Annotated in this window: 11 protein-coding genes; 5 read left to right on the top strand and 6 right to left on the bottom strand. The window is 40.8% G+C overall.

Annotation, left to right across the window (positions count from 1 at the left end; all coding sequences use genetic code 11):
- The first annotated feature begins 148 nt into the window (after positions 1–148).
- Together HUU81_RS00545 and HUU81_RS00540 are read left to right on the top strand one after the other, a co-directional pair.
- Complete coding sequence (locus tag HUU81_RS00545) at positions 149–1546, top strand: alanine/glycine:cation symporter family protein (protein ID WP_199610280.1); 1398 nt, start codon at positions 149–151, stop codon at positions 1544–1546.
- Between the two features lie 68 nt (positions 1547–1614).
- Positions 1615–2466 (top strand): 23S rRNA (adenine(2030)-N(6))-methyltransferase RlmJ, encoded by an 852-nt coding sequence (locus tag HUU81_RS00540; RefSeq protein ID WP_199610279.1) that lies wholly within the window; start codon positions 1615–1617, stop codon positions 2464–2466.
- 19 nt (positions 2467–2485) lie between these two features.
- Here HUU81_RS00540 and HUU81_RS00535 read toward each other — a convergent pair whose 3' ends face one another.
- Positions 2486–3880 carry an aminotransferase-like domain-containing protein gene (locus HUU81_RS00535; RefSeq protein ID WP_199610277.1) on the bottom strand — a complete coding sequence of 465 codons (1395 nt, stop codon included), beginning with the start codon at positions 3878–3880 and terminating at the stop codon, positions 2486–2488.
- Positions 3881–3983: 103 nt separating this feature from the next.
- On the opposite strand from HUU81_RS00535, the gene HUU81_RS00530 reads away from it, so the two are divergent.
- Entirely contained in the window at positions 3984–4592 is a 609-nt protein-coding gene (locus HUU81_RS00530) for a LysE family translocator (protein WP_199610275.1), read from the top strand.
- Positions 4593–4614: 22 nt separating this feature from the next.
- Here HUU81_RS00530 and HUU81_RS00525 read toward each other — a convergent pair whose 3' ends face one another.
- The gene (locus tag HUU81_RS00525) at positions 4615–5604 is read right to left on the bottom strand and encodes a GGDEF domain-containing protein (RefSeq protein ID WP_199610274.1); all 990 of its coding nucleotides are present in this window, start codon (positions 5602–5604) and stop codon (positions 4615–4617) included.
- A 118-nt stretch (positions 5605–5722) separates the two neighbouring features.
- The gene (locus HUU81_RS00520) at positions 5723–6202 is read right to left on the bottom strand and encodes a hypothetical protein (RefSeq protein WP_199610273.1); all 480 of its coding nucleotides are present in this window, start codon (positions 6200–6202) and stop codon (positions 5723–5725) included.
- Positions 6203–6414: 212 nt separating this feature from the next.
- Here HUU81_RS00520 and HUU81_RS00515 point away from each other — a divergent pair, with 212 nt between their 5' ends.
- Entirely contained in the window at positions 6415–6975 is a 561-nt protein-coding gene (locus HUU81_RS00515) for a helix-turn-helix domain-containing protein (RefSeq protein ID WP_199610272.1), read from the top strand.
- A gap of 25 nt (positions 6976–7000) precedes the next feature.
- Here the strand turns inward: HUU81_RS00515 and HUU81_RS00510 are convergent, their stop codons facing one another.
- Positions 7001–7732: an HAD-IA family hydrolase gene (locus HUU81_RS00510; RefSeq protein ID WP_199610271.1), complete on the bottom strand. Its 732-nt coding sequence runs from the start codon at positions 7730–7732 to the stop codon at positions 7001–7003.
- Positions 7729–10581: a M16 family metallopeptidase gene (locus HUU81_RS00505; RefSeq protein WP_199610270.1), complete on the bottom strand. Its 2853-nt coding sequence runs from the start codon at positions 10579–10581 to the stop codon at positions 7729–7731. The genes HUU81_RS00510 and HUU81_RS00505 overlap by 4 nt, the downstream gene beginning before the upstream one ends.
- A 195-nt stretch (positions 10582–10776) precedes the next feature.
- Between HUU81_RS00505 and HUU81_RS00500 the strand changes: the two genes are divergently transcribed.
- Positions 10777–11640, top strand: coding sequence for a LysR family transcriptional regulator (locus HUU81_RS00500; RefSeq protein ID WP_199610268.1), 864 nt, complete (start codon positions 10777–10779; stop codon positions 11638–11640).
- 91 nt (positions 11641–11731) lie between these two features.
- Here HUU81_RS00500 and HUU81_RS00495 read toward each other — a convergent pair whose 3' ends face one another.
- Complete coding sequence (locus tag HUU81_RS00495; protein WP_199610266.1) at positions 11732–12229, bottom strand: hypothetical protein; 498 nt, start codon at positions 12227–12229, stop codon at positions 11732–11734.
- Positions 12230–12461: the final 232 nt, after the last annotated feature.

The following is a 12461-nucleotide window of genomic DNA, read 5'->3' as shown; positions in this document are numbered from 1 at the left end:
TTAACTTTCATTCATCGTTAACCTTTCCTTCTTCGTGTCGCCTTTGTTTATGCTCGCTTGCTAGTCACGCTTGGTTATGTAACATTGGTATCAGTTTTTAGCGCCAACGATGTGCTTACCCGTCTAAATAATAATGATTAGGACAACCATGGAATCTCTAAACGCTTTTGCCGCCGCCTTTTCTAATTTTGTATGGGGCACACCTATGCTGGTGCTGTTGGTCGGGGGCGGGATCTTTTTTACCTTATACTCACGCTTCATGCCACTGCGATACTTTAAACATGCCGTTTCAATCTTAAGTGGAAAATACGACGATCAAGAGCCCACTGCAAAAGGCGAACTAACGCATGCGCAAGCACTTTCTGCTGCACTAGCGGGTACAGTGGGATTAGGTAACATTGCAGGCGTGGCTTTGGCTATCACCGCAGGCGGTCCGGGTGCCATTTTTTGGATGTGGATAACCGCCATGCTTGGCATGTTTACTAAATTCTTCACATGTAGCTTAGGCGTTATGTATCGCGCTAAAGATGAAGAAGGAAATATTCAAGGCGGCCCAATGTACATTGTGACCGAGGGGTTAGGTAAAAACTGGAAGCCATTAGCCTTATTATTTGCCTTTGCCGGCCTATTCGGCACGATACCTTCTTTCCAAGCAAACCAATTAACTGCTGCATTTCGCGAAGAGCTATTACCAGAATCATGGGTTGCCAATCCCACTGTGTTTAATGCCATTATTGGGGTGTTATTAATGGTATTCGTGGCTGCCGTGATTTTAGGTGGACTAAAGCGTGTCGCGTATGTGACCTCTCGCTTAGTGCCGTTAATGGCAATTAGCTACCTCATCATGACCTTACTGGTGCTAATGAATCACCTGACGGAATTACCCGCATTGCTCGCATCCATTTTTACTGAGGCATTTAATCCGATGTCGGTCACAGGCGGTTTATTAGGAGTGATGATTATCGGAGTATCACGGGGTGTGTTCTCTAATGAGGCGGGTATAGGCACCGAAGTCATGGCACATGGTGCAGCCAAAACCAATGAGCCTATCCGTGAAGGATTAGTGGGAATGTTAGGGCCAATGATTGATACATTGTTGATCTGTACCTGTACCGCATTAGCAATTTTAGCCTCTGGTTTGTGGCAACAAGCAGAAGGATTACAAGGCGTTGAACTAACCATGAAAGTGTATGGCCAAGAGCTTGGCTTAACTGGCCAGATACTACTGGCAATACAAATCTTATTCCTAAGTACCACAACCATGTTTACCTATTGGTATTACGGGCAAAAATGCTTCAGCTATTTAGTGGGCGCACATAATAGCCACAAGTATAAATATTTTTACCTTGCAATGATTATGGTTGGTTGTGTGGCAACACTCGACTTTGTGTTTAATTTAATGATTGGCATGTATGCTTTAATGGCAATCCCTACGATGACTGCATCATTACTGCTTGCACCAAAAGTGATGGCAGCGGCAAACATCTATTTCGCCAAACTAGACAAAGAAACAGCGGCACAACCGAAGCGGGTTAATCACGGATAATGCAGTGTCAGGTAATCAGTCATGCTAGACTATGACTGTTTACCTTTTTTCACGTTGGAGACTCTCTTTTGTTAAGCTATCGTCACGCATTTCATGCGGGTAATTTCGCTGATGTATTAAAGCACTGCGTACAAATCCAAGTACTTAATTATTTGGCAAAAAAAGATAAGGCCTATACCTATATCGACACACACTCAGGTGCTGGCATATATCAGCTTTCTGACAACATGGCACAGAAAACGGCGGAATATCGCGATGGCATTGAACGTCTCTGGCATGAATCTAATTTACCAGAACCACTGCAAAACTATCTTAGCGTCATTAAAACGATTAATGACAATCATAACAGCCGTAAAGCATTGAAAGTGTACCCAGGTTCTCCGGCCATTGCACAACACTTGGCGCGCCAGCAAGATACCTTACAGCTTTTTGAATTACACCCTACTGATAATAAATTACTAACGCAGTTAATGGGCAGAAGACGCAAAGTTCACGTTAATCAGAGTGACGGCTATGCTAGCCTTAAAGCGTTGTTGCCTACACCGTCACGCCGTGCCATGGTATTAATCGACCCACCTTACGAGTTAAAGTCGGATTACGCTGATGCTGTTGCTGCCATCATTCAAGGCTACCAGCGCCTAAACAGTGCAACGTACTTATTGTGGTATCCCGTGGTGCAGCGCCATTACATTAAACAAATGGAGCAAGACTTCGTTAAAAGTGAAGTACGTAATGTGCTAAAAATTGAATGGTGTTTAGCAGAAGACTCCGCTGAATTTGGGATGACGGGCACTGGTTTATTTGTTGTTAACCCGCCATGGACGTTAATGAAAGAGATGGAGCAAGTGCTGCCAGCGCTAACTAAGCACTTAGGCAACGAGCAGTCTAGCTATAGCTTAACGCAAATTGTTGCAGAGTAATCTACCGCAACATACCTTACTAAACCACAAAAGCATGCTGTTCAATATGCGCATAGGCTTGGGTAATTAAGCGCAAGCCGCGCTCAACATCAGTAAATCGCTGTGGTGCGCTTAAACTTAAACGTAGCGCATTAGGTAGCTCAGCTTTATTGTGCGGTTGATGAGACGCAAAGTCTGACGCAACACGCACGACAACGCCCTGCTCAGCTAAATGATTCGCTAATCTATTTGCGGATGCATGTGGCGGCAACACTACCCACAAGTTATAACCACCAAACTGTAATTGCACATCCATATTGCCTAGTACGGCTGTTGCTGCTCGTTGTCGTTTTCGCATTTCATCGGTAATACAAGACTGTATACGAGCCATGTCACCATTTTTAAGCCATTGATAACCCAGCTCAAACATAAACGGCGATACCATCCACGTATTTGCATGCAACGCTTGTTTCACCGCCAACGCATATACATTAGGCGTAACCAACATACCAATGCGCAAACCAGCCATAAACCGTTTAGAAAAGCTGCTGATATATGTTACGCGTTCTGGCGCTAAAGATTGTAGGGTAGGAAGCCGATGTTCTACCGTACAAAAATTCACTTCATCTTCAATGATGGCGACATCATATTGTTGTGCGACTGCAATAAGCTCCTGACGACGTTGAAGACTCATCGCAGCACAAGTAGGGTTTTGATTATTTGGCGTCACATACATACATTTCGGCTTTTGTTGTTTGCACAACGAAGACAGCTTATCCGGCACCATCCCTTGCTCATCCATCTCTACCGACAGTATTTTTAATCCTAGACGCTGAGCGGCTTTGACGACGCCGGGATAACATAACGCTTCACAAACAATACTATCACCCGGGCGACAAGTTGCGCTCAAGTAGGCATAGATTGCATGTTGCCCACCATAACTAAAATGCAACTCACTAGGAGCTTCCCCACTTGCAAATACAACGCCTTGTTGCTCAAGCCATAATTGATATTGATTCAGCTGATATGGAGGCGGGTTAACTTGATATTCACCAAGCTGTACTAACAAATCTGGCGACTTAGATAATTGTTCAAAGCCAATAGCCATCATGCGTGCTTGCTCTAGTTGCGGCGCGCGACAAGTTGCAAAATCTATTTTGTCAGGATCGTGATTTAGAGCATATTGCGACACGGTTTTTGACGGGCAGACATAAGTACCACTGCCCACTCGGGCTTCAACATGGCCACGCTGTTCCACCAGCGCATAAGCACGAGTTACCGTCCCCACTGTCACACCAAGCGCATCCGCTAAACGGCGCTGTGGCGGAAGCTTAACTTCAGAAGCCAACTCCCCTTTCAAAATTGCATCTGAAATTGCATCCGCTAGCGCTTTATATTTAGGCCCAGCATAACCTGCAAGATTGGGTTGCCACATTGTCACCATTACAATAAAACTCTTGATCGAAAGTAAATCAATTGTATTATCAAAATGCATATTGTCAACACAATTGAACCCATACAATTTAAGGATAAGTATTATGTTTAGTGAAACCATGATGGCACTTTTAGTGCCATTAACATTATTTGCTTTTACCGCCTCTTCCACTCCGGGCCCAAATAATATTTTACTAACAACTTCTGGAGCCAACTTTGGCTTTAGACGAACATTACCCTTTGTGATCGGCGTTCGCTGCGGCTTTACGCTAATACAAATACTCGTCATATTAGGATTAGGCGGGGTATTTTTACAGTATCCAGAAGCACATACCCTATTGAAATATTTAGGATCTGCCTATTTATTAGTACTCGCATGGAAAATAGCAAACATGCCACCACCCAATGCGAATGATGGTAAAGCAAAACCCTTAAGCATTATTGAAGGCGCACTATTTCAGTTTGTGAACCCAAAAACGTGGATTGTAATCATCTCCTCTACAACAGCTTATACCTTAGGAGGGGACGAATACTTTAGTTCTGCAATCATGCTGATTATTGTGTTTAATTTGGTAGGTATACCCGCCGCTATTATATGGATACAATTTGGTGCGGCGATCAGTAAATTGTTTAAAACAGAACAAGCATGGCGCTATTTTAATCGCACCATGGCGGTACTCACGCTGGCATCTATTTCATTACTCTTTATCTAACCAGCACGTTTTCTACCGTCATTTACACCACAAATTTATCTTCAAAGGTCACAATTTCATTGTGGCCTTTTGTTTTTGCTTCTTGTAAGGCTTCATCAGCATGACTAAACATGGCTTCTAATTCATAACCCGACAATTGCGTATCGGTTACGCCAAAATAAGCGCTCACCGAAAAGTGATAATTCACAACACTAGGATCTATCTCATTAATAGCTTGCTGGCAACGCTCGGTGATGACGCTTGCCTGCTCGGCATTACAATCTACCAATAAAAATGCAAACTCCTCACCATCTATTCGTGCAAACATGTCACCCTGACGCCCAATTGTTTGAACCTTTTTCGCTACTTGCTTCAACACCCAATCACCAACCGTATGACCATATTTATCATTTATGCGTTTAAACTTGGCTAAATCGAATAATATAAAACTCACAGTGTGCTCCACATTTTCAGCATGCTCTAACACATCAAGTGCCATCGCAAAAAATGTATTCCGATTCATAATTCCGGTTAAGGGATCACGCTCTTTAACTTTCAGAAAATGTTTCTTCAATGATTTAATTTTAAGGATCCAAAATCCCATGATTGCCAAGCCAATTAAAAAAATAATCGCAACCAAGCGTTGATTAATCACTTTTTGCTGCGTTAAAGCCATTTCCAACTCTTCGACTTTGGTAGTCAGTACCGCAGATACCGTATCTATTGGTGTTGTGTTTGTACTATTTTGATCAGTATCAGTGACATCTTGCGCAGCAATATAGGGCAACTTGAATAAGCTCACTACTACAACAGGTTCAGCACCTTTATTTTGAACACTTGAACCACGCTCAGGTGTCTTTGCAACAGCTTGAGCCGTGATTACTTCTTGCTTATATGATGTGTTTGATTCTGCAGCTTTTAAAGGCAGGCATAAAAAAGCCAAGCACACCGAAGCCAACATAATAGGAAGTACAGCGTTTACTGCACAAACTCGAAAAAAAAGCCGTGCAAAAGATAAAGAATAGGTAAACATGGCTCAACACTTTTAAACAGACTAGTCCATTAACGCTAATCACATGAAGATCGCAGTTATTACCCTCAAGCATAGACACAGCGAGGTATATTCGCCATGTCTGTAACAGAATATTCAGTTATTTTGCAGGTTCGTTAGGTTCAAAATTCTTTGTTGTAACAACAATAATTTTATTATTACCTTTAATTGACGTAGTCATAAAGAATTTTGTACCTATACTGGACCTGACCTCTGAAATTCTCTCCATGCCATTATCATTCATCATAACCTTAAGCACATAATCATTAGACTCTTGTTCAGGAATGATATGTATTCTAGTTAAACTCTTTGTGTCGCCCTGTTCATTATTTCCCACCTGAATAGCAGCGCCAGCGTCCCAATTAAATACTAATTTAGGCTTAGACTCTAATACCGCATTTTTAGTATTTTGCTCAAGCGTCTTCTTAAAATCATAATTTTCGACACTATATACCTCAACCTGCATCGCTATTAGTTTATCTTTTTGAACAGCTGCATTGTTTTGTTGTTCCGCAGCTAACGCTACATTACACACTATCAATAACATTCCCAGCAGCCAATAAATTATGCTTTTAATCATTTCTTTTCCTTATATTATTTGAAGTCATTTCGGTGTGCGACATATCAACATGAGCCAACAACAAATTCAACATAACCGATTGATATTCATGAATATTCTTTATATTCATAACTCGCTAAACTTATTCATCATCACGAATATTTTGTAGGTACTTTTCTTACTACGAAGAATTTCAGATAATACAGCTTCAACTAAGTAAGAGGTATTAAAAAATGGACTTAGCAAATAAATTAGTATTGTTAAGAAAAGAAAAGGGATGGACACAAGCGATGGCTGCAAAGAATATCTCAATTCAGCAATCTTACTTATCGAAGTTAGAGAATGGACATTATTATCCATCAGAAGACGTATTAAAAAAATTAAGCCTCGCCTATGGTGTTACTTTCACTACTAGTGCTAATAAGAGTTCATTTATCACCACAATTAAGCCTAAAATAGCAATGTTAACCTGCATAGCTGCTTTTATTTTATTAGTGGTTAGCTATTTCTCAGTTATCTTTCCACAAGTATTTTATACGTATCAAGCTGATGTGGTTTCGGCCCAATCAGTGGATGAGCGCGCCATTTCGCATTACCATCTTACTGATCAGTACCTAGGTGACAAATACGTTGAAAAACTACCTTCAGTCACCTACGAATACATCCTAATCTCTGAACGAGAAGTGTCCCGCTGGGAAAATCGCTGGCTAATGGCATTAGGTTTAATATTTGGAGCCGCGGGAGCAACAATATACTTACGCGAATATTTTAAAAAGCGACATAACGACCATTAAAAAGCGTCACTAACGTGCATTCGGATTAGCACAACTCCATCAACTCAGTAATATCATCAATATATATATGAGGCAGTGCAAGGCGCGCAGAAAGTGACTGTTCGTGATCTAACCACGCGGTTTGACAGCCGGCTCGAAGTGCTCCTAGTACATCACTATTATGACTATCTCCCACATGAAGCAACTCACTCGGCTGAATAGCTAATTGCGCTAATGCAAATTCAAACATACTAGCATGGGGCTTCATTTTAAATACTGTTGAGGCATCATTGAGGGGCGTACTGCCCGCACTCACGCTAAATTCAAAGTAGTCCGCTAAACCAAACTGATTAATGTCGGCATTGCCGTTGGTGATCGCAATCAACTTATAGTGTTGTTGCAAGGTTGATAGTAGCGCCTTAATAAATTCCGGAATCGTTATATTATTGCGTTGTGCTAAAAATACCGTAAAGGCATGCGCTGCAAGTTGCTTAGCAAAACGTGCATCATAGCCTAATTGCATTAAGCCTGTTTTGATCACTTCTTTTCTTAGCTGGCTAATATCATGGCCCAAATACGGTTGCTCGTGAATAAGCTGGTGACGAATTTCTCGCCAATACCCATGCTCAACGTACTTAACTTTCGGCGCATGTGCTATTAAATATCGTTGTTGGGCTTGCTCGGCACGCGCTATCACAGGAGCGTTATGGTAGAGCGTGTCATCTAAGTCAAAAGAGATTGCTTTAATCGGTTGTAGCTTTTTGAAAATAGTGATCAAGGCTTGGCTCCATTTTTCGGTAATAAGATAATATCACTCATATTCTTCAAATTAGTTATCTTCTTCGCTACTTTTTGAAACTGCTCTTTGGTGAAATTTTCTGCAACATCACGCTCTTCACGCAGCGTAATATAACTATTTTTAGTATCCGTTATCTGAGCCATGCGATTCAGTATCCAATGATTGTTTTTCATTATTACTTTTCGTTGTTTGAGCCAACGCTGACGCTCATTATCTAAGTAATTTTGTGTAATAGGTTCACTCGCCAGCGTTGCTAAAGTCGTGTTGGTTATATTTATTAACTCTTCGGCTCGATCTGGCTCACAAGTAAACGCTATCTCCATCGTCAATCTAGGGGCTTGTATGTTTTCCACGTAAGCGTTCAGCCTAACTCCGTATACACCAGCAAAGTCCTCTCTCAGTACTTCTCGTAATTTAACATTAGTAATACTAACGAAATGCGCTAATTCTTGCTCAAATACCTTACTTGTTTTCTCAAGCCTTTGATGCCTACGTAACTTAACGTGTGCTCTTTGCTCAGTTGCATAATGCTTAATAAAACGGTGTTTGCCACTTATTGGCATTATGTGGTGTTCCACGTTGCTAGTTATGTCTCCAGTGGCAGGTAATGAAGCAAGATAAGTGGCTACATGCTGCTTAAGCGTAGCTTTTTCCAAGTTCCCGACAAAGAAATATTCAAAATTAGTAGCATTACTAAACCACTGCTGATGTATCGTGTTTAATCGTGCGGAGGATATCTCAGTCGCATGTTCAACCCTCCAGGGCTGACTTCTGAAATGATCTTGCCAATAAAATACTCCCGCTTCGTCATTAAAACGTTCGTTATATGCATGCTTTCTGATCGCTTGGTAGTCAAGCACATTATCCTTATGTCGCTGAACAATGGCGTCGTTAAATCGTGGCGAAACAAGCCTTAAATAGTTTAATTTTAAGAATGACTCCAACTCACTAACCACACCCCCTCCATACAGATAGTGCCAATCACGACTCGCTCCGAATTCAAGAGAAATTTGATGCTCAGTTTGAAACCGTCCTAATGTATTAATATCGTACGTGGCCACGCCTGTATTATTCATAACAGCGCTGAACGCTAGTGCATTACGATACAACTCATCTGCAATCATAGATGTACCGCCAGAAGCAATTGCTTTGTAAATAAAATAGTCAGGCTCAAAGTCAGTTTTCTTAAAGTGCACAACTGCACCATTAGATAATTGCCAACTAACGAAACCTAATTCTTCGTTTTCCGTTTCACTCACAATGTAACCAGCTTTAGGCTGTTTAATCATTAAGTCATTTTTAGTTAATGTCCCCCGATAAGGGGCTGTCGATAACTCTTTTGTCTGCCTTCTAATCTCTTTTAACTTCTGAGCTGTTGGCAACGCGCTTTTCAGTGCTTCAGGGGCTAGCACAAATTCAAAGCCACGCTGTATAGATATCAGCGCAGACGCAAATGTATTTAGCTCTTCTAACGTGATTGCTTGCACTGTACGTTTTTGTTCATTTACTTGTTGCTCGGGTGATAAAGCAAGCTTGTTAAATAGAAAGTGATTAGTTAGTTGTTCTGCAAACTTCCCCGAATAAAAGCCTTTACTATTAAGTAAGTATGCGTCAAGCCTAGCAACAATAGCTTGCTTATAATGAGCCAACTCAGTTGCAGTAAAGCCATGTTGCTTAACACGTTGTAACTCTTTTAACAGCGCCCAATAGCCACCTTCTATTTCGTTATGTTTCGCTTTGACTGTAAAGCCATGAACTTGTGTCTTATCTGCTAATAGATCACTATAGCTTCTTGCTTCAAAAAAAGGAGCTGAATCTGATAAAGACAGCTTCTTAAGTCGCTCATTCAAAAGATAATTGAACAATGCTTTCATTCTTAACGGTTTAATGTGCTTTATATTTGAATACTCGCGCTTTTCGGCCAACAACATGAGTCGCACAACCGATGAGGTTTGCTGCTTATCTGAATAAATCACACTGTGTATCTTATCTCTTGCAGGAATATTGTAGCTTTTTTGCTTAGCGTTACTTTTATTAGCTATCGCACCAAACTTTGTTGTAATTAAAGCTTCAACGTCTTTAATAGTCACGTCACCAACCACAATGAGCGCCATATTGCTTGGCGTGTACCACTTATGATAAAACTGCTTAAGCATATTTGACGTAATATGGCTTATGCCAGCTGGATTACCCACAGCTAAATGGTCTAGATATCTTGAGTTATTCCACAAAGCCTCTCTTTGAACTTTATTAATTCCCTTAGTAGCATGCTCATTTTGATTACGCCACTCTTCTAATATGATCCCCCGTTCTTTTTCAACTTCTAAATTGTCAAATGAAATACTTTCTGCCCAATCTTTCATTATTGTTAGGCTAGTATGGATATTGTCGGGGTTATCAGTGGGAACAGTTAGTCTATATACAGTTTTGTTGAAGTTAGTGACAGCGTTGGAGTGGCTACCAAAGCTCATCCCCATCTTTTCCATCGCTGTAATCACCTGATTTTTTGGAAAATGCTTTGTTCCATTAAACGCCATGTGCTCTACAAAATGTGCTACGCCATTTTGATTATCAAGATCTTGTAACGAACCAACTTTTACTGCCAAACGTAACTCTATTCTATTGGCTGGAACATTGTGTTTATGAATATAATAGGTAAAGCCATTACTTAATTGCCCATGCACTACATCCTGACGAAGGTTACTCGGGTGCTCAGGCTTTACTAAATCAGTATTGTTAATATCGCTATGCTTTGGATGTAAAGTAGGAGAAGAGAAACATGCCGACAGTGTAAAACTTAATAACAAGAGAAGTAAACGTAACATCATAAGATCCTTTATATACGAAAATACACTGAGTGTTATAGTCAAACATACTGAAAAAGAAGCCAAATAATACCAAACAAGCTTCTCTTTTACATACCACCCATTACGACATTGCTACCTTAAACAATTAAAAAACGTTTTATTTACGTTAAATACATATATTCTAGTCATATTAAACACTTAGCCAGTTGCACAATAATGACTCCGAATTACGACGACTTAACGTACTTTTTAGAAGTAGTAAGCACCAAGAATTTGTCACGCGCTGCTGAACGGCTTGGCATCACTCAGCCTAGTATCAGTGCAGCAATGAAACGACTGGAAATCAGCTTAGACACGGATATTTTATTGCGCACCCGAACAGGTGTGCAATTGACAAAAGCAGGTGAGGAGCTTCTATTATACAGCCAAAAGTTTCTTGCCGACTGGGATCATATTAAGCAACGCGTTAAGCGTACTGAGGCAACATTGGCGGGTGACTTTTCTTTTGGCTGTCACCCCTCTGTTGCGCTTTATGCACTCCCCTTGCTTTTGTCGCATCTTGAGAACACTCTGCCATTACTGCATTTTCATTTTACGCACGATCTTTCGAGAAAAATCACTGAAAGGATCATTAGCTACGACATTGATTTCGGATTAATTATTAACCCAATTCAGCATCCTGATTTGGTCATTCAGTCAATACTCTTTGATGAAGTGTGTCTGTGGACCCGTAAAAATCCAAGCTTAAAACAACAAGTGCACTCTCCTGAGTGTACGCTCATTTTTGATCCGCATTTAAAACAAAGCCAAACCGTGTATAAACAACTATCGTCATATCGCTTTAATGAAATACATACCAATAATTTAGAAGTAATTAGTGCCTTAATTGAGTCTGGGCAGGGGATTGGTATTTTACCTACTCGAGTAGCTCACAATGATGCAAGATCGCTAATGAAAGAACAGGCACTACCTTATGACAGTGTGAGAGATGAGTTATGCTTTGTGTACAGAGGCGATAAGCAAAGTCGGCATATTAGTCGTGCCCTAGGCCAAGAAATACAACATGCGTTAAAACCCTAAAGCTTGCGCAGTAAGCAGCTGTGGCAACAACATGAACAACCTATCAAGCAGTTATGACCACAGAGTTTTATCCGTACTAATCCATTTCGACTTAAGACGCGGTATTAAGTACCTCACAACTTACCGCTGTAGTCAGTGCATGTACCCCACTATAGCTTGAGAATGGCGTTAATATATCACCAAATGTTTGACCGTATTTAGCTTCAATGGTCACAAACGTACCATAGTATTGCGTGTCATAATCAAAACGGTATAACGCGCCTTGATTCGTGATTGCGCTTAACACCATTTCATCTGATGCAGCACCCGAGCGATAACTACTAGAGATGGCTAACTGACTAGTTAAAGTTTCATAGTTGTGAATGCGGCTACTGCCAAAGTTAAGGGCGATACCAATACCGCAGTTTTTGTCATGTAATTGCGGATAGGGCACATAAAGCTCAACGCTGGTCGCGTTGTGATTAAAAGTCACAAAGTTATTATCGTGTTTAAACCAAGTATCAAGTCCAGCCATAGCCGACATGGATACTGTACTTGCGGCTACCAATGCCGTTGCTGTTAGGTATTTATTGATTAAGTTAACAGTCATATTCGTCCTCCTATTAAACTGCCAACCTATCCTATCGATATGTATTTCATAGATAAAATTGTTAATGACTCTTATTGTCATAGGCAAGAACTATGGCATTAAAAACCGAACTGAATGACAATCGTATTGACGGTGAGGGGTGTTGCGTTAATAGTGAAGAAAGCGACGAATAATCGACGGCAGAGGCGCAATACAACGTAAAAAGCAAACTCAACTATGCTGCTTACTCATC

Origin of the sequence: Flocculibacter collagenilyticus (assembly GCF_016469335.1) — a bacterium.
In the GTDB taxonomy this organism is placed as follows: domain Bacteria; phylum Pseudomonadota; class Gammaproteobacteria; order Enterobacterales; family Alteromonadaceae; genus Flocculibacter; species Flocculibacter collagenilyticus.
Note: the sequence above shows the minus strand (reverse complement) of the source record. Positions and strands in the feature narration are given on the sequence as shown.

Excerpts from the sequence above, each read along its gene's own strand:
- HUU81_RS00545 (WP_199610280.1), top strand. The coding sequence starts at position 149 with ATGGAATCTCTAAACGCTTTTGCCGCCGCCTTTTCTAATTTTGTATGG.
- HUU81_RS00535 (WP_199610277.1), bottom strand. The coding sequence starts at position 3,880 with ATGTGGCAACCCAATCTTGCAGGTTATGCTGGGCCTAAATATAAAGCG.
- HUU81_RS00530 (WP_199610275.1), top strand. The coding sequence starts at position 3,984 with ATGTTTAGTGAAACCATGATGGCACTTTTAGTGCCATTAACATTATTT.
- HUU81_RS00525 (WP_199610274.1), bottom strand. The coding sequence starts at position 5,604 with ATGTTTACCTATTCTTTATCTTTTGCACGGCTTTTTTTTCGAGTTTGT.
- HUU81_RS00520 (WP_199610273.1), bottom strand. The coding sequence starts at position 6,202 with ATGATTAAAAGCATAATTTATTGGCTGCTGGGAATGTTATTGATAGTG.
- HUU81_RS00515 (WP_199610272.1), top strand. The coding sequence starts at position 6,415 with ATGGACTTAGCAAATAAATTAGTATTGTTAAGAAAAGAAAAGGGATGG.
- HUU81_RS00505 (WP_199610270.1), bottom strand. The coding sequence starts at position 10,581 with ATGATGTTACGTTTACTTCTCTTGTTATTAAGTTTTACACTGTCGGCA.
- HUU81_RS00500 (WP_199610268.1), top strand. The coding sequence starts at position 10,777 with ATGACTCCGAATTACGACGACTTAACGTACTTTTTAGAAGTAGTAAGC.
- HUU81_RS00495 (WP_199610266.1), bottom strand. The coding sequence starts at position 12,229 with ATGACTGTTAACTTAATCAATAAATACCTAACAGCAACGGCATTGGTA.